Annotated in this window: 15 protein-coding genes; 12 read left to right on the top strand and 3 right to left on the bottom strand. The window is 59.8% G+C overall.

Annotation, left to right across the window (positions count from 1 at the left end):
- The first annotated feature begins 56 nt into the window (after positions 1-56).
- Genes bcsO through ACN1CO_RS20905 form a run of 7 tightly spaced genes read left to right on the top strand, consistent with a single transcriptional unit; the run spans position 57 to position 11769 of the window.
- Positions 57-641: a cellulose biosynthesis protein BcsO gene (gene bcsO / locus ACN1CO_RS20935; protein WP_419140532.1), complete on the top strand. Its 585-nt coding sequence runs from the start codon at positions 57-59 to the stop codon at positions 639-641.
- The gene (gene bcsQ / locus ACN1CO_RS20930; protein WP_419140531.1) at positions 632-1435 is read left to right on the top strand and encodes a cellulose biosynthesis protein BcsQ; all 804 of its coding nucleotides are present in this window, start codon (positions 632-634) and stop codon (positions 1433-1435) included. Before bcsO ends, bcsQ (ACN1CO_RS20930) begins: the two co-directional genes overlap by 10 nt.
- Positions 1436-1483: 48 nt before the next feature.
- Positions 1484-3595 (top strand): UDP-forming cellulose synthase catalytic subunit, encoded by a 2112-nt coding sequence (gene bcsA / locus ACN1CO_RS20925; RefSeq protein WP_419140530.1) that lies wholly within the window; start codon positions 1484-1486, stop codon positions 3593-3595.
- The gene (gene bcsB, locus ACN1CO_RS20920) at positions 3592-6483 is read left to right on the top strand and encodes a cellulose biosynthesis cyclic di-GMP-binding regulatory protein BcsB (protein ID WP_419140529.1); all 2892 of its coding nucleotides are present in this window, start codon (positions 3592-3594) and stop codon (positions 6481-6483) included. The genes bcsA (ACN1CO_RS20925) and bcsB (ACN1CO_RS20920) overlap by 4 nt, the downstream gene beginning before the upstream one ends.
- An 11-nt stretch (positions 6484-6494) precedes the next feature.
- A complete protein-coding gene (locus ACN1CO_RS20915; protein ID WP_419140528.1) occupies positions 6495-10310 on the top strand; it encodes a cellulose synthase subunit BcsC-related outer membrane protein in 3816 nt (1271 codons plus the stop codon).
- Positions 10310-10753, top strand: a complete 444-nt coding sequence (gene bcsD / locus ACN1CO_RS20910; RefSeq protein ID WP_419140527.1) for a cellulose biosynthesis protein BcsD — start codon at positions 10310-10312, stop codon at positions 10751-10753. The genes ACN1CO_RS20915 and bcsD overlap by 1 nt, the downstream gene beginning before the upstream one ends.
- Before the next feature lie 8 nt (positions 10754-10761).
- Positions 10762-11769: a glycosyl hydrolase family 8 gene (locus tag ACN1CO_RS20905; protein ID WP_419140526.1), complete on the top strand. Its 1008-nt coding sequence runs from the start codon at positions 10762-10764 to the stop codon at positions 11767-11769.
- Positions 11770-11884: 115 nt separating this feature from the next.
- Here ACN1CO_RS20905 and bcsG read toward each other — a convergent pair whose 3' ends face one another.
- Genes bcsG through bcsE form a run of 3 tightly spaced genes read right to left on the bottom strand, consistent with a single transcriptional unit; the run spans position 11885 to position 15274 of the window.
- Positions 11885-13552, bottom strand: a complete 1668-nt coding sequence (gene bcsG / locus ACN1CO_RS20900) for a cellulose biosynthesis protein BcsG (protein ID WP_419140525.1) — start codon at positions 13550-13552, stop codon at positions 11885-11887.
- Positions 13542-13739 carry a cellulose biosynthesis protein BcsF gene (gene bcsF / locus ACN1CO_RS20895; RefSeq protein ID WP_419140524.1) on the bottom strand — a complete coding sequence of 66 codons (198 nt, stop codon included), beginning with the start codon at positions 13737-13739 and terminating at the stop codon, positions 13542-13544. The genes bcsG and bcsF overlap by 11 nt, the downstream gene beginning before the upstream one ends.
- Positions 13736-15274 (bottom strand): cellulose biosynthesis protein BcsE, encoded by a 1539-nt coding sequence (bcsE, locus tag ACN1CO_RS20890; RefSeq protein WP_419140523.1) that lies wholly within the window; start codon positions 15272-15274, stop codon positions 13736-13738. Before bcsE ends, bcsF begins: the two co-directional genes overlap by 4 nt.
- Before the next feature lie 199 nt (positions 15275-15473).
- On the opposite strand from bcsE, the gene bcsR reads away from it, so the two are divergent.
- From bcsR to bcsC, 5 genes are read left to right on the top strand one after another with little or no spacing between them, the layout of a single operon-like run.
- Positions 15474-15671: a cellulose biosynthesis protein BcsR gene (bcsR, locus tag ACN1CO_RS20885; RefSeq protein ID WP_419140522.1), complete on the top strand. Its 198-nt coding sequence runs from the start codon at positions 15474-15476 to the stop codon at positions 15669-15671.
- Positions 15671-16390 (top strand): cellulose biosynthesis protein BcsQ, encoded by a 720-nt coding sequence (gene bcsQ / locus ACN1CO_RS20880; protein WP_419140521.1) that lies wholly within the window; start codon positions 15671-15673, stop codon positions 16388-16390. The genes bcsR and bcsQ (ACN1CO_RS20880) overlap by 1 nt, the downstream gene beginning before the upstream one ends.
- Entirely contained in the window at positions 16387-18990 is a 2604-nt protein-coding gene (bcsA, locus tag ACN1CO_RS20875) for a UDP-forming cellulose synthase catalytic subunit (protein WP_419140520.1), read from the top strand. Before bcsQ (ACN1CO_RS20880) ends, bcsA (ACN1CO_RS20875) begins: the two co-directional genes overlap by 4 nt.
- 4 nt (positions 18991-18994) lie before the next feature.
- On the top strand, positions 18995-21286 hold the full coding sequence (gene bcsB / locus ACN1CO_RS20870; protein ID WP_419140519.1) for a cellulose biosynthesis cyclic di-GMP-binding regulatory protein BcsB: 2292 nt from the start codon (positions 18995-18997) through the stop codon (positions 21284-21286).
- Positions 21279-24746 carry a cellulose synthase complex outer membrane protein BcsC gene (bcsC, locus tag ACN1CO_RS20865; RefSeq protein ID WP_419140518.1) on the top strand — a complete coding sequence of 1156 codons (3468 nt, stop codon included), beginning with the start codon at positions 21279-21281 and terminating at the stop codon, positions 24744-24746. Before bcsB (ACN1CO_RS20870) ends, bcsC begins: the two co-directional genes overlap by 8 nt.
- Positions 24747-24817: the final 71 nt, after the last annotated feature.

Here is a 24817-nt window from a genome sequence, read left to right as displayed (position 1 = left end):
TTAAAGGGATGTGCTATATTCCAGGAAAATTCCCCCCTTGTTGCAGGCCACGGCCAATGAAGAATAATTACGATGATTTGCAGCGTTTTAAAGAGAAAACGCAAACGCTCGACATCGACTTTAAGGATATGTCTGGCCAGACGCAGGAAGCGGCGGAACACAGTAAATGGGCATTGATTCGCCAGCTGGCGAAAGAAGAACAACAGACACCATTCGGTAGCGGCCAGCGTATTGACCTGCCGCAACCTCAGCCGCTGCGCGGTGATGAGTTCACGGCTCCTCCGCCTGAAACACCGCCACGACCAGCCACACTCAGTGTGCAACCGGGGATGGCAGCCCGCACGTCGATTCTCGATAGCCTGTCAGGCAGCAACCTGCCAGCTGCCAGCACGACTGAACGCGGCCCTGCGTCACTTTTTCCGCCACCGCCGCCACGACAAAAAGTCGCTGAGCCTGTGGCTGTACTTCGTGCCGAGCCGATCCGGACCGCCACGGTGTCGGAACTTCAGCCTGTCATCACGCCTGCTGCACCCCATTCTGAGCCAGAACGGTTTGGCGCGCTGTTCCGCTCGCGCGATGTGACGCTGCCGAAAGAAACCTTACTCAAACCGTTACTGGAGAAGATTGCGCTATGCCGTTAGTTTGTGTGTGCTCGCCGAAGGGCGGCGTGGGAAAAACCACGCTGGCGGCGAATCTGGCCTGGAGTCTGGCGCGTTCCGGTAGCAAAGTTCTGGCGATTGATTTCGATGTGCAGAATGCCCTGCGTCTTCACTTTGGCGTGCCGCTTCATGATGGCCGTGGATTTGTGGCGCGCTCAGAAGAGCAGGCGGACTGGAGTCAGTCGATTCTCACCACCGGCGGCAATATCTTTGTCCTGCCTTATGGCGATGTCACCGAGCCACAGCGCGAACGGTTCGAAGAGAACCTGATGAAAGATCCCCACTTTATTAAGCGCGGTCTGGATACGGTGCTCAATTATCCCGGTCTGGTGATCGTGGCTGATTTTCCGCCTGGCCCAGGTCCTGCCCTTAAAGCTATGACAGCGCTGGCCGATATGCATTTAGTGGTGATGTTAGCGGATACCGCCTCTGTCTCGTTATTACCGCAGATTGAAGAGAACCGGATGACCGGTAAGCCGCTCAATAACAAGCAGGGTCACTACTTTATCCTGAACCAGTGTGACAATCGCCGGAATATCAATCGCGATGTCACCGCGTTTATGCAGCAGCGTCTGGGCGACAATTTACTGGGCGTGGTTCACCGTGATGAAAGCGTGGGTGAAGCGAATGCATCCCAGCAGTCTGTTTACGATTTCAGCCCTGCCTCAGCAGCGGCGTTTGATATTGAACTGATCGCGAAACGTGTCAGCAGCATTCTGAATATCACCGTGGGGAATGGCGAAGTTCAGGCTCCCATCCGCTCAAACCACTTTTAGTCGGCTTCCGCAGGCGACTGACTTACACAGCTCTTCTCAGGGTGAATCATGAGTAAAATCGGGTTTTACCTGCTGCTGCTGGTGCTTGCACCCGTCGCTGCGGTGATCATCATTACGCCAATGGACAGCCAGAAACAGTATATTTTTGGACTGATCAGTATCGGCATGATGTTTTTATTGGGTTTCAGCAAGAGCCGCAAAATAACGGTGGTGATGGTGATTCTCTCTGCGCTGATGTCCAGCCGCTATATCTGGTGGCGCACCACTGAGACGCTGCACTTTAATTCCGAAGTGGAGGCCCTCTTAGGGATTGGCTTATATCTGGCGGAGCTTTACGTCTGGCTGATCTTAATTCTCGGCTTCCTGCAAACCACCTGGCCATTAAAACGCACCATTGAACCGCTGCCGGACGATACCAGTCTGTGGCCGACGGTTGATATTTATGTGCCTTCCTATAATGAAAGTCTTGAGGTGGTGCGCGACACCGTGCTGGCGGCGCAGTGTATTGACTACCCGCGTGACAAACTTAAAGTCTACCTGCTGGATGATGGCAAGCGCAGCGAATTTGCCCGCTTTGCGGCGGATGTCGGGGTAGGGTACATCACCCGCGACGACAACAAACATGCCAAAGCCGGTAACCTCAACCATGCGATGAAAATCACCAAAGGTGAGCTGATTTGCATCTTTGACTGCGACCACGTGGCGACCCGCACCTTCCTGCAGGCGACGGTAGGGCCGTTCCTGAAAGATCCGAAGCTGGCGCTGTTACAGACGCCGCACTACTTCTATTCTCCCGATCCCTTTGAGCGCAACCTGCGCGCCGCGCGCCGCATTCCGAATGAAGGCTCGCTGTTTTATGGCCCGGTGCAGCAGGGTAACGACAACTGGAACGCCACCTTCTTCTGCGGCTCCTGTGCGGTGATCCGTCGTTCAGCACTGGAAGAGATTGGCGGCTTTGCCGTTGAGACCGTGACCGAAGATGCGCATACCGCTCTGAAAATGCAGCGCCTGGGCTGGGGCTCCGCCTTCCTGTCGATCCCGCTGGCTGCCGGTCTGGCGACCGAACGTCTGGGTCTGCATATCATTCAGCGTACCCGCTGGGCGCGCGGCATGACGCAGATTTTCCGCGTCGATAACCCGCTGTTTGGCCGTGGCCTGAAGTGGCAGCAGCGTCTTTGTTACCTCAACGCCATGCTGCACTTCCAGTTCGGTCTGCCGCGCGTCGCTTTCCTGACTGCGCCACTGGCTTACCTGCTGTTTAACCTGAATATTATTCACTCATCGGCGTCGCTGATTTTCGCCTACGTGCTGCCGCACCTGGTGATGTCGCTCTACGTAAACTCCCGCATGAATGGCCGTTTCCGTTACACCTTCTGGGGTGAAATTTATGAGACGGTGATGTGCTTCCATCTGGTAATCCCGACCATCCTGACCCTGCTGTCACCGAAACATGGCAAGTTCAACGTGACCGACAAAGGCGGCGTACTGGATCAGGGCTTCTTCGATTTCCACATCGTGCGTCCGCACGTGATTGTGGCGCTGCTGCTGACCATCGGCATTGTGGCGGGCGTGGTGCGTGCCGTGATGCATGACTACTTTGGCGTCGATCCCTACGTTATCGCGCTCAACGTCGGCTGGGGAATTTTCAGCCTGATCATTCTGATGGCGGCGATTGCCGTGGCGCGTGAAACCAAGCAGGTGCGTAAAACCATCCGCGTTGAAGTGCAAATTCCGGCGATTATTCACTACGCCAGTGGCATTTCATCGCGCACTCAGACCAGCAACCTGTCGATGGGCGGTGCGCAGCTCGATACACCGGATGGACGTCATGAGACGGATGAGATCGAAGAGATTGATCTGCTGCTGAAATCCGGCGCGATCACCATCCCGGTGAGCAAGATTTCCGGTGATGAGGAGAGCATCCGTCTGCGCTTTGAGGCGATGCCGCTGGCGCGCCGTCGCGAACTGGTGCGTGTGGTGCTCGCGCGTGCAGATGCCTGGATTCAGCCGGAGTATAAGCAGGATAACCCGCTGATTTCGCTAGGTACCATTATCCGTACCGTATTTGAGCTGTTCTGGCTGACCTGGAAGGGCCGCCACGATAAACGTAAAACAGTCGACCCGGTTGCCGCGGCGGCGAAAGAGGATGGCGCGGCATGAAGATCCTGACGCAAACTTTGCTGGCCAGTTCACTGACCGCAGCGTTATGGCTGACGCCCGCTGGCGCGGAAACGCCAGCTGCGATTGATAACAGCAGTGCCGCCCCGGTAAACAGTTCAGCGCCGACGCCACCTGATGCCGTTTCCACTTCGCAGCCTGCCAGCGCAGCGGCCAGTGCGCCAGTGAACAGTTCAGCGCCGACGCCAGCCGATGCCGCAGCTAGCGCGCCAGCGACAAATCAGACGCCGGCCAGCGATGCAGCGTCTGCTGCGCAGTCTGCGGCACCGATGGATAATAGTGTCACACCGACTACCGGTTCCGCTCAGGTGACGGCCCCGGCCAGCGGTGGCGAGTCTGCAACGCCGTCTGTGCCATCTGCGGCCCCGGCTACTCAGGCCGCAGAATCGGCTCCGGCCTCTGCGCCACAGAGTGCAGCACCGGATGCCACTCCGGCATCGACAACCCCTTCGTACGCCCCTGCGGGTGAAGCAACATCTGCACCTCAGGCGTCAGCGACCGGTGAGGCTTCTGCCCCGGCCGCCGCGCCAGTGACGAGCAGCGGAGCCGTGACCCAGGACAGCAGCGCGCTGTCCGCGGTGCCATTGCCGCAGGGACTGAGTAATGCCGATCCGGCGCTGGAAGCCGCCGCCAGTGCGGTGCCCTTCGCGCCAGGCCAGACGACCGCGCCGGTTGCACAACCACAGCCATCGATTGCGGCTGCCATCAATCAGCCGATCAGCAGCGTCGTTTCAGTGGCCCAGATGGGCCAGGCACGCGGCATCACGCTGACCGGCGGCCAGTTACAGTCGGGCATCACCTTTACCCTGCCCAGCGATGAAGTCATTACCAATGCGCGACTGAATCTGACGCTGCGCGTCTCCGCCGCACTGGCGGCACGCAATACTTCATTACAGCTGATGCTGAATGGTCAGCCGCTCGGCACGCTGCCGCTGGGTGCGACGGACAGCGACGTCAGTGACTATGAGCTGGATATTCCGGCGGCGATGGTGGTGTCCAGCAACAACCTGAGCTTTAAAATCAACGACGCGGACAAGTTGCTGTGCGAGAAAGAGAGCGCGCAGCAGTATCAGGTCACCATTCTGCCGAATACCGCGCTGCACCTTGAAGGGCAGCAGCTCAACATCGGCACCAGCCTGCGCAATTTCCCGCGTCCCTTCCTGGATCCTCAGCGGATGACGGCGTCCACCATCACCATGGGCTTTGCCAGTAACCTCTCTCCCGATTCGGTGAGCGCGGCGGCACTGGTCGCTTCCTGGCTCGGCATTCAGAGTGATTATCGCGGCATCCGTTTCCCGGTGGTACGCGGCGAACTGCCGGAAAACAACGGCATCCTGTTTGGTCATCCTGGCGATCGGATCGGCACCCTGACGTTCCCGGCCAGTAACGGCCCGATGCTGCAGGTGGTGGATAATCCCAATAACCCGGTTTACAAGTTGCTACTGGTGAGTGGCAACAATGACGACCAGCTGCGCCAGGCGGCGAATCGTCTGACGACGCAGCCCTTTACCACCGATGAGAGCCAGCTGCAGGTCCCCGCGCAAGCCATTGGCAACCGCAAGCCTTACGATGCGCCTCGCTGGATTAACACCGACCGCCCGGTTCGTCTGAGCGAACTGCTGCGTAAAGATCAGAGTCTTACCAGCAGCGGCATCTGGCATGATGCGCTGCGCGTGAACTTCCGCGCCGCGCCTGACCTGTTCCTGTGGGATGGCGACACGGTGCCGGTCAATCTGCACTATCGCTTCCCGTCCGAAAGCTGGATTGATGAGGACAACTCATTCCTTAACGTTATGCTAAACGGGACTTTCCTGCGCAACCTGACGGTGAACAAAGTCGGCCTGCTGGAGAGCGCGTGGCACCGTTTAGGCGGGGATGCGCGACAGGAGCAGTATCAGCTGAATCTCGAACCCTATCTGATCTATGGCGACAACCAGCTGGCGCTCTACTTCAATATCAAACCGCGGGCCGATGCGCCCTGCGGCGTGCTCCTGAACAACAACATCAAGAGCCGGATTGAAGAGGACTCGTGGATCGATCTGAGCCATACCCGCCACTTCAGCATGCTGCCAAACCTCTCTTACTTTGTCGGTGCCTCGTTCCCGTTCTCGCGGCTGGCTGACTTCGGCCAGACCACGCTGCTGCTGCCGGAAACGCCCAGCGATGCTGAGCTTTCAACGCTGCTGGATCTGGCTGCACGCGCCGGAACCGCGACCGGCGTGGCGCTGACGCAGAATCAGGTGCTGTTTGGCCTGCCCAATGGTGGGACCCATCTGGCGCGATTACAGCAGAGCGACCTGCTGGCGGTCAGCACTACAGGTAACAGCGCCTTTAATCAGGCGATGCTGGCGTCCTCACCGTATGACGCCACCAGCAGCACCTTTGGGGTGAAAGAGCCGGACACGCTGGAAAAATTACGCGGCTGGCTGACCGGCGACTGGAGCCTTCAGCAGCTGGACGCCGACCGTTACTTCTCCTCCAACGAAGCGTGGCGAGGCTTCCTCAGCTACCGCTCGCCGTGGAATCACGATCGCCTGGTGGTGATGACGGTGGCAACCAGCGACGATCAGCTGCTGCGCCTGCATAACGATTTGAGTTCGGCGCAGATTAACGCCGGCATTCGTGGCGATACCGCGATTATTACCGATGAAAACGGCATCCGCAGTTTCCGTGTCGGTGCGCAGTTCCCGAGCGGCGAAATGCCCTGGTACATGATGGTGATGTGGTATGCCAATCAGCACTCGGTGCTGCTGGCGGTGGCGGCGATGCTGTTCTCCGCGCTGGTGGGCAGTGCGGCCTGGGTGATGCTGAAGCGTCATGCATGGCGACGTCTGAACCCAAAGCAGGGCCGTGATTCCGGCAGGAAGTAAGGATAATAACAATGAAAAAAAATCTGTTGAGTGCCGGTATTCGTAAGGCATTGCTGCTGGGCAGCGCGCTGGCCCTGTCACAGCCGCTGCTGGCGGCGGAGAGCACCAATCCGGCGTTGCAGGCGCTGTTCGATCAGGCATCTTACTGGCATCAGAAAGCGCATGACGACCTGGCGAAAGCCTCACTGCAAAAGGTGCTGATGGTTGAACCCGGCAACACCCAGGCGCTCTACCTGCTGGCACTCTATTCACAGCAGGGTGGCGACACGGCCGCCGCGGCGCAGTATCGCGCCCGTCTGAGCCAGGTCTCCCCCAACGATCCGCACCTGAGCGAGCTGGATAACGCGCGCCAGATGCAGACCATTCCACAGGCGCAGCTTTCGCTGGCACGTCAGCAGGCGCGCAGCGGCAACATTCCGGCGGCGTTACAGACCTGGCGCAATACCTTCACCGGCAATGAGCCGCCACCGAGCGTCGCGGCAGAATATTATCTGACTATGGCGGGCGACCGTACGCTGCTGCCGCAGGCGGTTGAGGCGCTGCGGCAGTTTGCGGCGCAGCATCCGCAGGACACCGGCGCGCGGCTGGCGCTGGGTAAAGCGCTGACCTATCAGGAGCCGACTCGTCGCGAAGGCATTGAGGTGCTGAGTTCGCTGGCGAGTGGTAATCAGGATGCCGACCGCTCACTGCGTCAGGCGCTGCTGTGGCTCGGACCCCAGCCGTCAGATGCGGCGCTCTATCAGACCTGGCAGCAGCGTCATCCGCAGGATTCGGCGGTGATCGATTACTACCGTAAAAACGTCGGTGGCGCAGAAAAAGGGGCCGGATTCAGCGCGCTCAACAGCGGTGACGTCGGCGGTGCGCAGTCCAGCTTTGAAAAAGTGCTGGGCGCGAACCCACAGGATGCCGATGCGTTAGCGGGCATGGGCTATGTGGCCCAGCGAGCCGGACGTTATCAGGAAGCGGCAGATTATCTGCAGCGGTCTGCTCAGCTCGGCGGCGATCAGGGTTCATCGCGTCAGCAGCAGGCGGACGATGCGCGCTTTTATGCTCAACTGGCCAGTGCCCAGCAGGCGCTGAAAAGCGGCGACACGGCGCAGGCGCTGACCTTAAGCGAACCACTGGTGCAGGCTGACGGCGAAAAAGGGCTGGCCGCCAGGCTGTTCCGCGCCGACGTGCTGCGCCGCACCAATCAACCGCAGCAGGCGGAGCAGATCTACCGCACCATTCTGCAAAGTGATGCGGATAACCGCAGCGCTAAAGAAGGACTCTTCTATGTTCTGCGTCAGCAGAATCGGGGTGCCGAAGCCAATACGCTGCTGGGGGCGCTGCCGGACAGCGTACGTCAGAGTGTCACACCTCGCGCCAATGAAGCCGATGCGCTGCGTCAGCAGGCGAAGCGGCAGCTGGCAGCCGGTAACAACACCGCTGCTATCGCGACGCTGCAGCAGGGCATTCAGCGTTATCCCTCGGATGGCTGGCTGCGGCTCGATTTAGCCCGGCTCTATCGTCAGCAGGGTGACACGCTGCTGGCGGCCAACGTGATGCAACCAGTGATGCGCAATGGGGCGAGCACCAGCGAACTCTATGCCGGTGCGCTGAACGCCAGCGAAAGTGGCGGCTGGCAGCAGGCCAGCGCGTTGCTGGCGCGCATTCCTGCGAATGCGCAGACGGCGGCGATGCGTGAACTGGCGCAGCGGGTTAATTTCAATCTGCAGATGAGCACGGCCGATCAGTACCTGGCGCAGGGCGCGACGGCGGCGGCCGCCAATACCCTGAAAGCGCTCACGGTCACGCCGCCGGCCAATCCGGTTGATGCCGGAAACCTGGCGCAGAAGCTGGCGCAGGCGGGCGATCTCACCAGCGCCGTTTCAGTGGTGCGGACTAACGTGCAGCGTGGCGTGCAGGGCAATGCGGGCGATTATGCCGCGCAGATGGCGGTGCTGAATCAGGCGGGCCTCAGCACTGAAGCGCAGCGCTTCCTCAGCAACCCGGAACTGCAGGCGCGCAGTACCCCGACGCAGCTGGCGGGTATCCGCAACGGCTATCTGATTAACGAAGTGGATCGCCTGCGTCAGCAGCGTCAGTACGCGGTGGCGTATGACAAGCTGATAGGCGCGCTGCAGCAGGATCCACAGAACCGCGATCTGATGTTCGCTATGGCCCGTCTCTACCAGGACGGCAAGATGAACCGGGATGCGGGCGTGGTCTATGACTATCTGATGACCCAGGATACGCCGACGCAGGATGCGCGCGTCGGGGCCATCAACGTCGCGCTGGCGCAGAACAATGTGCAGCGTGCTAACGAGCTGAGTCGCGGCCTCAACACCACCACGCAGACGCCGGAGCGACTGCTGCTGCTGGCGCGGGTGGCGGAAGCCAACGGCGAGCATTCGCAGGCGATGGCTTATCTGCGTTCCGCGCGCGGGCAGCTGATTGGCCTGCAGGGCGCGCAGCCTGGCAGCGTGCCGACCGTGGGCGGCCTGGCGCTGGCGGATAATCCGTTTATCAACCGCAACACCTCGCCGGTGGGACGTTCACCGTCCAGCTACGGCACCGTGTTGCCGTGGCAGGCGGCACCGGCGGGCGTGGCCGCTGGCGTGACATCGCAGGGCGAACCGGCTGCGGGCAGCGAAACCGTTTTTCAGCAGTCACAGGTTCTGCACGACGTCGACACCATGATGGATTCGCTGCAGGAGAAAACCGGCACCTGGAGTCAGGGCATGGTGCAGGTGCGCGGGCGTGACGGCGAGTCGGGCCTGAGCAAACTGACCGAAGCCAAAGCGCCGCTGACCTTCTCTACCGTGCCGTTTGAAACGGCGCGCCTCGACTTTACCGCCACGCCGGTCTCACTCACGGCGGGCAGTGGCGCCGCCGATGCCTGGCGTCGTTTCGGCACCAATGCGCTGAGTCAGGGCAGAGTGGTGGCCGCAGGCGGTGCGACGGTGAATGACCTGCCGAACGCCACCACCGATTCGCAAACCGCCTCTGGCGTCGAGCTGAATCTGGCGCTGAAAGGCGACAGTTACAAAGTGGATATCGGCAGTACGCCGCTGGGCCAGGATCTGAGTACTCTGGTTGGTGACGTGCAGTGGTCACCGAAACTCACCGACTTCCTGACGCTGATCCTGACCGGTGAGCGTCGCGCGATTACCGACAGCCTGCTCTCTTACGTCGGCGCAGAAGATAAAACCAGCGGCAAACGCTGGGGACGCGTCACGAAGAATGGTGCGAACGCCCTGTTAAGCTATGACAATGGCGATGCGGGCTTCTACGCCGGTGCGGGCGCGTACAGTTATCTCGGCGAGAATGTTGCCAGCAACAACAACCTGCAGGCCACTGCCGGCGCCTATGTCCGTCCGTTCCACACTGACGATCGCGAGCTGAAAGTGGGCATGAGCGTGTCGTGGATGGATTTCTCGAAGAACCTCAGCTACTTCAGTTACGGACAGGGCGGCTACTTTAGCCCGCAGAACTACGCGTCGGTCTCTTTCCCGATAGAGTTCTCACGTAAGTTTGACGATCTCAAGGTGAATATTGGCGGGGCAGCCGGTTATCAGACCTACAGTCAGGATAAGAGCGCGTACTTCCCGTCGGATGCCAGCCTGCAGTCAGAGCTGGAATCTCTTGCCGCCAGCGGCAGCGTGAAAGACGCTTACTACTCCGGCGGCAGCAAAAACGGCATCGGCTACAACCTGCACGCCGGGGCGGACTACAAACTCAATAAAGATGTGACGATTGGCGGCCAGCTGGGTTATGACACCTTTGGTGACTACAACGAAAGCAGCGCGCAGCTCTATGTCCGTTACCTGTTCGGAGAGAAGTAATGAGTGAGCATTCGGGGGTATCGCATCCTTATCAGCCGGGCTGGTTTGACCTGGTCAGTGTGCTGATTGACGGGATGATCGCCAACGCCGGTCAGCATGATGCGGAAGCCTTTCTCTATAAGATGGGTGAATCGCTGGCGACCCGCTATCCTTTGCCAGAGTCGCGAACCGTGCAGGATCTGGAGCGCGAGGCCAACCTGCAGCTGGCGCGGTTTAACTGGGGCTTTGTGCAGCTTCAGCCGGAAGAGACGGCGCTGCTGATTGCGTATCACGCCTTACCGGCGGGCGACAATATCCACTCTCCGGCTGACTGGCAGGCCGCGTTTGGGGCGGTCATGGCCGGACTTTTTTCAGGCTGGTTACAGGGTCAGGGCGGCAGCAGACTGGTGCCGGTGACGCTTGAACTCAACGATGGCAGCACGCTGCACTATCGATATCAATAGGATCGGAAATGAAACGTAAGCCATTCTGGATGGGCTGGATCTGCTCTGTTTTACTGCTGGCCTGCAGCGCGCAGGCCAATGCCAGCGGCTGGGACACGTTTAAAAGCCGCTTTGTGACCGCGGAAGGGCGGATCACGGACACCGCCAATAACAATGTCAGTCACACCGAAGGTCAGGGTTATGGCATGTTGCTGGCGGTGGCCAACAACGATCGCGCCACCTTCGATCGGTTGTGGCAGTGGACGCGCACCCAGCTGCGTAATCCGCAGACCGATCTCTTCTACTGGCGCTATGTGCCAGGCACGGACAATCCGGTTGCCGACAAGAATAACGCCTCGGATGGCGATGTGTTACTGGCCTGGGCGTTGCAGCGCGCTGCACAGAAATGGCAGGTGGAGAGCTACCAGCAGGAGTCTGACCGTATTCAGCGCGCCATCATCAAGCTGGATGTCACGAGCTTCGGCGGCCATACCGTCCTGCTGCCGGGCGCGCAGGGCTTCAATAAAACCAGCTATGTGGTGCTTAACCCTTCCTATTTCCTGTTTCAGGCGTGGCGGGAGTTTGGCGAGCGCAGTCATCTGAAGGTCTGGGATAAGCTGATTAACGATGGCTTTGACTTGCTGGGTAAGCTGAGCTTTGGCAAAACCGGCCTGCCGCTGGACTGGGTCGCGCTGAATGCCGACGGTTCGGTTGCGCCAGCGGTGGGTTACTCAAACCGCTTTAGTTATGACGCGATTCGCGTGCCGCTGAACATCTGGTGGTATGACCCGCATAGTCTGGCGCTGGTGCCGTTTCAGCGCGTCTGGCAGGGTTACAGCCGCATGCTGACCCCCGCCTGGTTCGACGTGCTGGCGAATGCGCCTGCACCTTATCATCTTGAGGGTGGTCTGCTGGCGGTACGTGACCTGACGCTGAATGAGACCGGCTATCTGAGCGATAAGCTGGCTGCCGATCAGAACTACTTCTCTGCCAGTCTGCAGCTGCTGACCTGGCAGGCGTTTCAGGAGAAGCGCTGATAACAGACAGAACGGCGGCGCTGGCCGCTGTTCTGCTACCGACGGCGACACGATCAAAATGGGTCAGGCGCTAAGCCGCGCCTGACCCATACTTCTGCTTCCTGACGGTAATGCGTTATTCCGGATAGGGCACCCAGTCGCCGCCATTCAGCCTGATCCAGGGCTTGCCCTGATACATCATCACCACCGCACCGTCGTTTTCCGACACCACAGGCGTCTGCGGCAGCTTGTCAGTCAGCACCGACATATTCACATTTGGCGCATTAAATACCTGGCCATCCACCACGCGTGACACAATCTCTGAAACCGCCAGCAGGCTGGTCGGCGCATCAATATTGAGTGGCTGTCCCTGATGCGGGGCTTTCATGCCGACAAACTTAATCCCGACCGGTACATGCGTAATGCCCGGGCTGGGAATATCGCGCAGGCCTGACATCTGCATCTTATCGCCCTGCAGGGCGGCCCCATGCTCCGGCACCACCAGCACCATCACCCGACGGCCTGATTTCTCCAGCTGAGTGAGAAAGGCGTCGATCTGATCAAACAGCAGCTGAGCGCGCGGCTTCCACGGGGCGGTCTGGGTACTGCCCAGTTCGCGGGTGCCGTCGTGCAGCGGAATCAGATTATAGAAAGTGGCGCTGCGGGCATCACTGCTCTTGCTGCGATCGTCGAGCCAGCGCTGCATCAGCTGGGCATCGTTGAACACCGGTGTGCTGTCGAATGAGGTTACCTCCGGCGCAATACCCGTCTGCGACATCAGCGGTGCCTGAATATCCCCGCCCTCACGCAGTTCTTTAAGGTAATTACCAAACACGCCGGTGTGGTCCATCATCAGCTGCTCTTTAAAGCCCAGCTTCGCCAGATTATCGAACAGATAGCAGCGTGAATCGGTGGGTTTGTAGAGATCGCTGTGCGAGGTCTGACCGCAGCTGGCACGCAGCAGACGAATCCCCGCCGGTCCGCTGTAGCTGGTGGCAGAATTGTAGTTGGTCAGCATGATGTCGAAGTGCTGCCACAACGGATGATTACGCAGCTGAGACGCATCCATATCTGACCAGGCGAGTGAACAGATGTTGATCACCAGAATGTCGAACGGCTGCGAATCTGCAGGCAGGCTGTCTGGGAAGTGGGTGACGCGCTTGCGCTCACTCTCATAAAAACGGTTGAGCCAGGCGGTCAGGCTGGCGCTGGTGGGCGCGGCTGACTGATCGAGTCCGTCCGGCACGGCAGCGGCCTGGCTGGTGGTGGCGGCAGGCGTCTGATTCAGGACCACCTGCGGTGTGGCTCCGCGCGTCGGCAGCAGTGACATCGCCGGGCCCGCGATAGTAAGTACATTGAGCCAGATCATCATCAATGAAACCAGCACGGTGATGCGGATCCAGGGGGAAATAAACAGGTAAAGGACCAGCAGCACAAACAGGGCACCCAGCATCTGCCAGTTAATAAAGCGGTCTGCCAGATCGAGCAGGTAGGCACCAGAGAAGCCCGCCAGCTGATCGCCCTGGCTCATGATGCTGCTGAGTCCGGGCAGCCAGGTGTCATGCCAGAACAGCCCGACACCAATGGGGATTGAGACCCAGTGGCGCAGGCGATGCAGGCGTACCGTCGGCAGCGGGAACAGCAGCCAGGCGAGAAACACCAGGTTGCTCAGAGCGTGAAAGTTGAGATAGCCGTACCACAGCAGGGCGAACTTCACTAAAAAGTAGAAATTCCAGCCGCCCAGTCCGCGCCAGCAGGACCACAAACCGGAAGAGTGGGCCGCAGCGGGTTGATCATTTTTCATTAATTTTTGCATCCGTTTTTGGAGATTGACGCTGCCAGTGACCTTCAGACTTCAGCACGCGTGCAGGCAACAGGCGATTCAGCAGGCCGTTCCAGCGACGCGGCAGCCAGCGTTGCCAGAGAGGCTTTAAAATCAGCAGGATAAAAATAGCCAGCAGCGCAATCTGTACCCAATCCATCAGGTTCATCGGGATTCTTTCTCCGGCAGTAAAGAGATGGGCTGCGGTGCCGCGCGTTCAGGTGCGTCGATCGGCTTGCTGGTGGCATCGCGCAGGGATGCTGAAACTGGCGTCAGTTCCTGCAGGGCCATCGGGGTCATTTTTTTGATATTGCTGATTTCGGCCAGAATCTGGTTATCCTCAAACCAGATAATCCGGTTGGAAAACAGTTCGTCATGCGGCAGTGAAAAGATAAATTTCAGTGCCTTATCCAGATCGTTGTAGCGGCAGGAGGAGAGGAACAGAATCACCCGATCCTCCAGCACCGTCACCAGATCGCCAAAGCGGCGCGGTTTGCAGAGCGTGAGCACCTGATGAGGAGAGAGCTGCGGCACCGGACGCAGGGCGACCAGCAGACCTTTGTCATTTTCCGGCAGCAGGGTGTTACTGATTAACTGGCCGACCGACTGACAAAACGCATCCAGCCGCAGATAGCCCTTTTCATGCAGCGGCTGCAGAGAGGCGATCAACGCGTCCAGGCTGGCGGGGACGCGGCGACTGAACCGTTGCCCCTGAATCCCTTCGAGCATCGTGAGAAAGCGCGACATCGGCGCCGTGGTCGGGACGATAGTATTCACGCCGCAGGCCTGCAGCAGGCGCTCATCGCTGTAACGCAGGCTCACGCCCATCTCGCGCACCACAATTTTCAGCCCGTTTCCGCGGGCGCGGCGCAGACTGTGCACCATGTTTGCCAGCTCGCTGATCTGCTCACTGTGCGTCAGACTGAAAATCACGGTCGCCGCGTTGGCCTGCTGCGCCCGTAACCAGACCTGCTGATTATCGTCAAACAGCTGCCACTGGCGTGAAAGCGGCGGCGCGCCTTCAAGCACGCTTTTCTCGGCCAGATAATGCTGTTCGTCATTCAGGCTCAACGGCTCCTGTGTCTCTTTCAGGGCAAATAATTGCTCATCTTCACAGCCCAGACGCAGCGTGCGATCGGCAATCAATCGTTCACCGGCATACCACCAGCTTATTTGATACTGCCAGCTATCCTGCTGGAAGGTTAAATAAGCCAGCCCGTCCATCTGACGAAAATAACGCTGCAAATTATTATTCTGATTAAATTGGGTGATACCGGATGTAACAATTAGAAGCGTCATCTTTCTCTTATGCAGCAGCCGGCGCATGCGCTTTATCCAGCTGCTTAATTCCGCCTCATTTAATTTATCCCATTGCGCGCCACTGCTGTTAAAGATCACCAGTCCATTTTTACTGCCGAGCGTACGAGAAAAATCACGTTCCAGCTGTAGCAGACTTTTTTTATTTTCGGGCAGTGAAAACAGCGGAATGTGATCGGGGCCGCCTGCCGGGTCGGGTGTCAGCAGCTCGCGGGGCGACTGACCGGCGCTGATGAGCGTAACGGATTGCTGATGCGAAATAACCTGACGGATAAATGTGCGGGCATCCTGCTGACGTGCACAGGTGACCCAATAACAGCCGGGATTTTGCAGCGTAGTGACTTCAGGCTGAACCTGCAGCAGCCCCAGCGAAAAAGAATTTTTCATATTGATTTCATTATTGTTCCAGCCCAGGCTAGTTTATTATAGACAGGGCAGGTTGTAACCTGACTAATTAAAAATTACTGAATACAGGCCATTTCCCCTTTTTTGTGATCATGCTCATTCTGGAAATCACGTTCCAGAATCAATGCAAATGTTGCTGACCTGGATTTAACGCGGTTTTATTCGTGGCGAACACTCAATAATGAAAAACAAAGATGTTTATACGCCGGGCGTTGCTCACGGTGAACCTCAGGATGATATCAGTGCGCTGCGTGACGCCTTTTCTCTGCAGGCGTTCAGTTATGTTGATATTGCCCGCGAAGAGCGCCTGAAAGAGATTGTGGCTCGCTGGCCGCTGTTAGCGGAAACCGTCGCCTCGCTGCCCGGACAGTCTCACTGATGCCGCAGATTGCTCTTCAGGGCATCCGGGGTGGCGTCGGCACCACTTCTCTCTGCGCGGGCCTCGGCTGGGCGCTTGCCGCCCTGGGTGAACGGGTTCTGCTGATTGACGGTTCGCCGGTCAACCAGCTGGGTGCGCACTTCAATCTCCCCGTTCAGACTGAGCAGGGCTGGATGCAGGCGCTGTGCAGTGGCGGTGACTGGCAGCAGAGCGCGCAGCGCTATCCGCATGGGCCAGACCTGCTGCCCTATGGTCTGCTCGCGTCACCGGTCAGGGTTGAGGATGACACGCTCGCCACCCCATTGCTGAACGCGTTACCGGCGCTGAGCACACGTTACTCATGGATTATTTTCGATCTGCCCGCAGAAACTGCGCCGTGGCATGACGCGCTCTGGCCGCTGCTGGATGGTCTGCTTTGCGTCACCACACCAGACGCCAACTGCCATTTACGCCTGAGCCAGCAGCGTTTTCCCGCTGCGACCCGTTTTCTGATCAACCAGTTTAATGCCAACAGCCGCCTGCAGCAGGATTTGCATCAGCTCTGGATGGCTTCGCTGAATCCGCTGGTTCCCCTGCTGATTCACCGCGATGAGGCGCTGGCAGAAGCGCTGATGATGAAGCAGCCGGTAGGTGAATACCGGCCACACGCGCTGGTCAGCGAAGAGCTCACCACACTGGCCAACTGGCTGCTGCTGCATCTGAAAGGCGATCGCGCTTGAATCCGCTGCGCTGGCTGCTGACCGGCCCCGCCTGGCAGGCGTTGCAACGTCGCTACACGACCGCGCGTGGCAACGGTGCATCCCGTTTCGCCAGTGCGTTTAATCTCTTCTGGTGCGGGCTGATGGTGATGCTGTTCCGTGTGGAGATGCCCGGCTGGCAACGGATTATTGGTCAGCGCCGTCAGCTCTATCCGCATATTTCGCCCGAACGTCCGCAGCCGCTCGATTGTCTGCGCTATCTGATTCAGACGCTCTGGCTGCTGGTTATCCTGCCGCTGGATGACAGTGGCCATCGTGCAAACGGCTTCTCGGCGCTGATTCGCTGGCGACAGCAGGCCTACCGCTGGCTGGAAAGGCGCGCGAAACGGGCAGAGACGCAACGATTCGGCCCACGCGCTGAACGGCGGCTGAAGCGATTGCCGCCCCTGATGCGCTACGCCCTGTTTATCGGGATGGCCCTGTTCGCCTCGGTGCTGGCGCTGCTCTGCATCAGCCAGCCCTTTGACCTGATGACGCAGTTTATCTTTGTGCTGCTGCTCTGGGGCCTGGCGATGGTGGTGCGGCGCGTGCCGGGCCGCTTACCGACCATGATGCTGATTGTGCTTTCGCTGACCGTCTCCTGTCGCTATCTGTGGTGGCGCTACACCTCAACGCTGAACTGGGATGACCCGATGAGCCTGGTACTGGGTCTGCTGCTGATCGCCGCAGAAACCTACGCCTGGGTGGTCCTGGTGCTGGGCTATTTTCAGACGCTGTGGCCGCTTAACCGGCAGCCGGTTTCCATGCCTGCTGACCGTTCGCTGTGGCCATCGGTGGATCTGCTGGTGCCGACCTATAACGAGCCGCTGAGCGTGGTCAGACCGACGCTCTACGCTGCGCTCGGCGTCGACTGGCCGAAGGATCGCCTCAACATCTATCTGCTCGACGACGGCAACCGGCCGGAATTCCGCGAGTTTGCCGCCAGCATCGGCGTTAACTATGTGGTGCGTCCGTCTAACGAACATGCCAAGGCGGGCAACATCAACCACGCGCTGAAAAAGTATTGCCGCAGCGACTTTGTCTCAATCTTTGACTGCGACCATGTGCCGACGCGCTCTTTCCTGCAGATGACCATGGGCTGGTTTATCAAAGATCCCCGGCTGGCGATGCTGCAGACGCCGCATCACTTCTTTTCGCCCGATCCGTTTGAGCGAAATCTGGGGCGATTCCGTCGCACACCCAATGAGGGATCGCTGTTCTACGGGCTGGTTCAGGATGGCAACGATACCTGGGACGCCACCTTCTTCTGCGGCTCCTGCGCCATTCTGCGGCGCACTGCGCTGGAGGAGATTGGCGGCATTGCGGTCGAAACCGTGACAGAAGATGCTCATACCTCGCTGCGCCTGCATCGCCTCGGTTACACCTCTGCCTATATCCGCATTCCCCAGGCGGCCGGGCTGGCGACCGAGAGCCTGTCAGCGCATATCGGTCAGCGTATCCGCTGGGCGCGCGGCATGGTGCAGATTTTCCGTCTCGACAATCCCCTGTTCGGCAAAGGGCTGAGGTGGGTGCAGCGGCTCTGTTATGCCAACGCGATGCTGCACTTCCTCTCCGGTATTCCACGGCTGGTGTTCCTGCTGGCGCCGCTGGCGTTTCTGCTCTGCCATGCCTACATCATCTATGCCCCGGCGCTGGCGATCGCCGTCTATGTGCTGCCCCACATGCTGCATACCAGCCTGACCAACTCGCGCATTCAGGGACGCTGGCGACACTCGTTCTGGAGCGAAGTCTACGAGACCGTGCTGGCGTGGTATATCGCCCTGCCGACCACCGTCGCGCTGATCAATCCCCACAAGGGCAAGTTCAACGTGACTGCCAAAGGCGGACTGGTGGAGAAGCGGCATCTGGACTGGGTGATTACCCGGCCTTACATGATGCTGGTTCTGCTTAATCTGGCGGGCGTGGTGATGGCGTTCTGGCGGATGCAGTATGGCCCGGCTAATGAAGTGTTAACGGTGTGGGTCAGCCTGGTGTGGGTGATCTACAACATGGTGATTCTGGGCGGCGCGGTTGCGGTCTCGGTAGAGGCAAGGCAGATCCGTGAAGCGCACCGCGTGGAAATTGCGATGCCTGCGGCGATTTCGCGCGAAAACGGTCACATGCTGCCCTGTACGCTACGTGACTATTCGGACGGCGGTGTCGGTCTGGAACTGCGCGAGCCGGATGCACTGCAGGAGGATGAAAAAGTCTGGCTGCTGCTGCGTCGCGGACAGCAGGAGTTCAGTTTTCCCTGCACGGTGCAGCGCGTCTTTGGCCGCCGGGCGGGCGTGCGTCTCGAACAGCTGACCACGCGGCAGCACATTGATTTTATTCAGTGTACCTTCGCCCGCGCCGATACCTGGGCGTTGTGGCAGGACGGTTTCCCGGAGGATAAACCGGTGCAGAGTCTGGCCGATATCATGGTCCTCGGCTTTAAAGGTTATCTGCGCCTGGCGGAATATGGCCCGCCGCAGTTACGTCGGTTGTTTAACCTGCTTACCGCTGGGGTAAGCTGGCTGGCTTCGCTGTTGCCAAAAGGCATCACGCGCGCGCCCGCTTCAAAAAAATCTGCATTGAGTTGATGATATGACAACAACAGGAATAAACAGGTGGGTTGCTGCACTGCTGCTGGGCTCCGCAACGCTAAGCTGCGCCGTGGCGCAGGAGAGTGTGCCAGTCATGGCCGCCGGAGAAACGGCGGTGCAATCATTGCCCCAGGAACCCGGCGCGCCGCTGCGTAGCAGCAAGCTGAGCTTTGTGAAGCTGGCCCCGCCGCCAGGCAGCATGATGCTAAGCGGAACGCGCACCAGCGGGCAGATCGAGTTCGGCGTACGCAGTGATGAGGTGGTAACGCGTGCGCTGCTTAATCTCAGCTACCGGCCATCGCCTGCGCTGCTGCCCACGCTGTCGCAGCTGAAAGTCTATCTCAACGATGAGCTGGTGAGCCTGATTACCCTGACGCCGGAACAGATTGGCAAACAGAATCAGATGCAGCTGGCAATCGATCCCCGTTTTATCAGCGACTTTAACCGTGTGCGCTTTGAGCTGGTCGGTCACTACGCCAACATCTGTGAAAATCCGGCCAACAGCACCATCTGGCTCGATATCGGTAAAGAGAGCGGTCTGGATCTGACGCTGCAAAAACTGCCGCTGAAAAACGACCTGTCACACTTCCCTGAGCCGTTCTTTGATGCGCGCGACACGCGACCGCTAAGTCTGCCGATGGTGTTTGCTGCCCAGCCAGACATCAACCAGCAGCGCGCCGCCGCGATCCTCGCCTCCTGGTTCGGCAGCAAAGCCGCCTGGCGCGGACAGCGCTTCCCGGTGCTCTACAATCAGCTGCCGCAACAGCAGCATGCCGTGGTGTTTGCCACCAACGACGCGCGTCCGGATTTCCTGAAAGATCTGCCGCCGGTAACGAAGCCGACCGTGGAGATGGTGAGCCAGCCTGGCAGTCCCTATGAAAAAATGCTGCTGATTCTGGGACGCAACGACGACGATTTGCTGACGGCGGTGCAGGGGATTGCGCAGGGTGAGCTGCTGTTACGCGGCGACACCTCGACCATTGACCGCGTCACGCTGCTGGCACCGCGCCAGCCCTATGATGCGCCAAACTGGGTGCGCACCGATCGCCGCACCACCTTTGCTGAGCTGACGCAGTATGAAAACCAGTTACAGTCTGACGGCCTGCAGCCCAATCCGATTAGCCTGACGCTGAATCTGCCGCCCGATCTCTTCCTGGTAAGGGCGCGCGGTATCGATATGGATCTGAGCTATCGCTATACCTCGCCTGTCCAGCCGGACGGCTCGCGGCTGGCGGTGAATCTGAACAATCAGTTTATTCAGGACTACCCGCTGCTGCCAAAAAACACCGCCGGACAGCAACTGCTGCATATCCCGCTGATTCAGGGGATGCTGGACAAGAATCATGAGCTGTTGATCCCGGCGTTACGCCTGGGCGTGGTGAACCAGCTGCGCTTCGATTTTGACTATGCCAACATTTTCATTGGTGGCACCGCTGACGGACGTTGTGAAACCGTGACGCCGGTCGGCCATCATGTGGTGCTGGATGACAGTTCCAGCATCGACTTCTCTGGCTATCGCCACTACATCGAAATGCCGTCGCTGCAGACCTGGGCGAATGCAGGCTTCCCGTTCAGCCGCTATGCCGATCTGGCTCAGACGCTGGTGCTGGTGCAGCCAAAGCCGGATTCACAGCAGGTCAGCACGCTGCTGAATGCGCTGGGTAATATGGGCGCGCAGACCGGCTATCCGGCGCTGCGCATGCAGCTCACCGATGACTGGAGCACGGCGAAAAAGCAGGATGCGGATCTGCTGTTGATCGGCGACATCCCCAAAGATCTTCGGGATGACCGACGGATCTCCGCGCTGGTCGATGCGACTGCCAGCTGGCTGAAAACGCCGGTGCGGAAAGTGCCTCATTCTACGGAGCCGCTCAGCGAGGCTGAACGGGCAGCGGAAAGTACTACCGCTATCGGTTCCCGTGGCCCGCTGGCGACCGTGATTGGATTCCAGTCGCCGTTTTACGATCAGCGCAGTGTGGTGGCGCTGCTTGCCGACGGCAGCCCGCGCAGCTGGCAGCTACTCGATGAGGCGCTAGGCGACAGCGGCAAGCGCAGTGCGATCTCCGGCTCCACCGCGATTATCCGTGAGTCGGGCGTTAACAGCCTGCGCGTCGGAGAGACCTACTTTGTGGGCCATCTGCCGTGGTGGGAACGGCTCTGGGCCATGCTGGCGACGCATCCCTTCTGGCTTGCGATGTGCGCGGTGTTTGTTGTGGTGCTGTTTGCCGTACTGGTCTGGCGTCTGATGCGCCTGATTGCCAACCGCCGTCTGCTTGACGATGAAGATGAATAAGCGACCTCTGCTGCGGGCAGGTGTGCTGATCGGCGTACTGGGTGCGCTGCCGGTGCAGGCTGCGCCTGTCGCCGGGCCGCAGGTCTCGCCGGTTGACTGGCTGCTGACTCAGGTGCGCATTGGCGAATCCACCAATAAGTATGAGCTGGTGCAGCAGTCGCTCTACCGGCTGGAGAAGATGGACCCGGATAATCCCCAGGTGCTGGCGGCACGTCTGCGACTGGCGCTGCACCAGGGTGATATCACCGCAGCGCAGAAACTGCTGGATCAGCTCAACCAGCTTGCACCCGGCTCGGCGGCGGCGCGTGAGTCTGCCGCAGGCCTGCGCATGATGTCGCCAGAGGGGCGACAGCAACTGCAGCAGGCCCGTCTGCTTGCCACCTCAGGCCGTCTGGCGGAAGCGAAAAGCGCGTACGATGCGCTGTTTAACGGCGTGTTCCCCGATCCCAACATCGCCCTGGAGTACTGGCGGCTGCTGGCGCGCCTTCCTGGTCAGGAGGATGTCGTCTGGCAGCAGCTTCAGGCGCTGGAACAGCGCTATCCGGGCAACGTTGGCGTCGGGTTGCAGATTGCCCGCATGGCATTTGCCCGGCAGCAGCCAGCGCAGGCGATAGCCCAGCTGAAGCGGCTGGCGGAGAGCGGCGGCGGTCGTGATGCCGCAGCTGATCTCTGGCTGAAGCAGATTAACGATCAACCGATCAGCGACAGCAGCGTGGCGCAGATGAAAGCGTATCTCACCGTCTTCACCGAGGGCGATGCGCATCAGCAGGGCGTCGAGACGCTTTCGAAGCAGCAGACGACGCTGGCCGATCCTGCCTATCGCGAACGGATGCGGGCGCTGGCGCTGGTCGACGCAGGCAATGTGAATAACGCGATGGCGACCCTGAACCGGGCGCTAAAAGACAATCCCGATGATGCCGAATTAATGGGCGCGATGGGGCAGACTCAGGCCCGCGCGGGCCATCGTGATACCGCCATTCTCTGGCTGGAACGCGCCATCAAAGCGGGTCAGCAGAGTACGCTGATCGGTAAATGGCAGTCGCTGCTGCAGAGCAATCGCTACTGGATGGAAATTGAGCAGGGCGATAAAGCACTGGCGCAGCACGATGTTGAGGGCGCCGGACAACACTATCGCGCGGCGCAAACGTTAGACAGCAGCGACAGCTATGCCCTGATTGGCCTGGGGGATGTGGCGATGGCGCGCAAAGATACGGCGGGTGCTGAACAGTTCTGGCAGCGCGCGCGACGGCTGGATGGCACCAATATCACTGCAGTGCGTCGGCTGGCGGGGCTTTATCAGGCGGTGTCGCCTGCCCGCGAGCTGGAATTTATTAATACCTTACCCGCCGGGCAGCAGCGCGCTCTGGCTGACACGATCCGGGCGCTGCGCAGCGACAGCCTGCGCGCGGAAGCGGATGCCCTGGCGCAGCAGGCTCGCTGGCCGCAGGCGGCAGAGAAATATCGCCAGGCGCAGGCGCTGTCGCCGGATGATGTCTGGCTCAGTTACCGGCTGGCAGGCGCGCTGCGTAACAGTGGCGACGTGCAGCAGGCGCAGACGATGATGCGCGCAGTCGCACAGCAGCATCCGCAGGACGCCACTGCACTTTACGCCACTGCGCTCTGGTTCTCGGGCAACGATAACGACAGCGAGGCACTGGCCACGCTGCATCGCCTGCCCGACGCGCAGTGGAGCAGCGATATGCGCCAGCTGGCTGACCGCCTGAAGCAGAATCAGATCTTTGCCCAGGCCGATGCGCTGCGCGCCGCCGGGCAGGAGCCAGCAGCCATAACGCTGCTTGAGCAGCAGCCGGTTTCCAGCCGGCGCGACCTGACGCTGGCCGACTGGGCACTGGCTCGCGGTGACGCGCAGCCAGCGCTGACGGGCTATCAGCAGGTGCTGTCGCGCGAGCCGGAAAACGGCGATGCGGCGCTGGGACGAATCGAAGCGCTGGTTGCCCTGCAGCGCAACAGCGAAGCCCGACAGGCGCTTGAGCAACAGCCGCCGGTGCAGGCCAGTGTCAATGCGGACAGGCGTGCTGCGCTGGCGTGGCAGTCGGTGGGTGAAACCACGCGAGCTGCGGTGCTGTTTACCGGGCTGAAACAGCGCGCCGCCTCGCTGCCGCCTTCGCAGGATAAGGCGCTGGTGTTTCGCGATGCAGCCCGGCTGGAGCGAACGCAACAGCAGCCTGAACAGGCGCTGGCCGACTATCGGCAGGCGATGACGGCCAGCGGTATTGATAGCAGTGGCAACATCAGCCGTGCCACCCGCAACGATCCGCAGGATGACTGGCTGAAGCGCAGCCTGCGCAGTGATACAGCCGATCTCTATCGTCAGCAGCAGACCACGCTGACGGTGCAGCAGGACTATTCACGCAACAGCGGCACCGGTGGCATCTCTGATTTTACGGCGCATACCACCATGCTGCAGGCGGAACATCCGTTTGCTGATGGCCGCGGCTTTTTCCGTCTCGACCAGGTGGATGTCTCCGCAGGGACCTTTACCACCCGAAACGGCAACTTCGACGCGCTATTTGGCAGCTGCGATGATGCTAATTCCGGCGGCTGTAGTCGCCAGACGCATCAGCGTGACAGGGGCACGGCGCTGGCCGCTGGCTGGCATAACGCGACCTGGTCGACCGACCTCGGCACCACGCCGCTGGGATTCGAAGTCACTAACTGGACCGGCGGGATAAGCTGGAAAACCGATGTGAAGCAGCTTGGCGTCACGCTGACCGCCTCACGCAGGCCGATTGCCAGTTCGCTGCTCTCCTATGCCGGGACGCGCGATCCGGCAGTTAACGGTGGCAAAAGCTGGGGCGGCGTGGTGGCGACGGGCGGCAGCATCGGACTGAGTTACGATCAGGGCGGGGCGCATGGCGTCTGGGGCGACATCAGTGCGCATCAGATCACGGGTGAAAACGTCGCGGATAACAGCCGTGAGCGCCTGATGGGCGGCTATTATTATAAGCTGATCAACACCGACAATCGCCGTGCGACCATCGGGCTGAACAGCATGCTCTGGCACTATCAGAAGGATCTCAGTGATTACACCTTCGGCCAGGGCGGCTACTACAGTCCGCAGCAGTATCTCTCTTTTTCCGTGCCGGTCACCTGGCGGCAGCGGACGGAGAACTGGTCATTTGACCTGGGCGGCTCCGTCTCATGGTCGCATTCGAAAACCGATGCGCAGCAGCGTTATCCGGTCAATCCGGGCTTCGCGCTTGCCAGCAATCCCTCTTCCGCCAGCAGTTCCGGCGGTGGTACGGGCTACACGCTGCAGGCGGTGATTGAGCGACGGCTGACGTCGAACTGGTTTATCGGAGCCGGTGTCGATATTCAGCAGGCGAAGGATTACACCCCGAGCCACGGTCTGCTCTATGTGCGCTATGCGGCCGGAGGCTGGGAAGGGGATCTGGATATGCCGCCACAGCCGCTAACTCCTTACGCGGATTTTAAATAATCCTGACCGGGAAAAAGCCGGACTTTTCAGACGGTAAAAAAGTCAGTTTATGGGATATACTGGCGGGCATT

This window comes from Pantoea sp. R13S299 (assembly GCF_048515925.1).
GTDB lineage: Bacteria > Pseudomonadota > Gammaproteobacteria > Enterobacterales > Enterobacteriaceae > Pantoea.
This window is presented reverse-complemented; position numbering and strand designations above follow the sequence as displayed.

Coding starts and splice junctions, on each gene's coding strand:
- bcsO (WP_419140532.1), top strand. CDS start 57: ATGAAGAATAATTACGATGATTTGCAGCGTTTTAAAGAGAAAACGCAA.
- bcsQ (WP_419140531.1), top strand. CDS start 632: ATGCCGTTAGTTTGTGTGTGCTCGCCGAAGGGCGGCGTGGGAAAAACC.
- bcsA (WP_419140530.1), top strand. CDS start 1,484: ATGAGTAAAATCGGGTTTTACCTGCTGCTGCTGGTGCTTGCACCCGTC.
- bcsB (WP_419140529.1), top strand. CDS start 3,592: ATGAAGATCCTGACGCAAACTTTGCTGGCCAGTTCACTGACCGCAGCG.
- ACN1CO_RS20915 (WP_419140528.1), top strand. CDS start 6,495: ATGAAAAAAAATCTGTTGAGTGCCGGTATTCGTAAGGCATTGCTGCTG.
- bcsD (WP_419140527.1), top strand. CDS start 10,310: ATGAGTGAGCATTCGGGGGTATCGCATCCTTATCAGCCGGGCTGGTTT.
- ACN1CO_RS20905 (WP_419140526.1), top strand. CDS start 10,762: ATGAAACGTAAGCCATTCTGGATGGGCTGGATCTGCTCTGTTTTACTG.
- bcsG (WP_419140525.1), bottom strand. CDS start 13,552: ATGAAAAATGATCAACCCGCTGCGGCCCACTCTTCCGGTTTGTGGTCC.
- bcsF (WP_419140524.1), bottom strand. CDS start 13,739: ATGAACCTGATGGATTGGGTACAGATTGCGCTGCTGGCTATTTTTATC.
- bcsE (WP_419140523.1), bottom strand. CDS start 15,274: ATGAAAAATTCTTTTTCGCTGGGGCTGCTGCAGGTTCAGCCTGAAGTC.
- bcsR (WP_419140522.1), top strand. CDS start 15,474: ATGAAAAACAAAGATGTTTATACGCCGGGCGTTGCTCACGGTGAACCT.
- bcsQ (WP_419140521.1), top strand. CDS start 15,671: ATGCCGCAGATTGCTCTTCAGGGCATCCGGGGTGGCGTCGGCACCACT.
- bcsB (WP_419140519.1), top strand. CDS start 18,995: ATGACAACAACAGGAATAAACAGGTGGGTTGCTGCACTGCTGCTGGGC.
- bcsC (WP_419140518.1), top strand. CDS start 21,279: ATGAATAAGCGACCTCTGCTGCGGGCAGGTGTGCTGATCGGCGTACTG.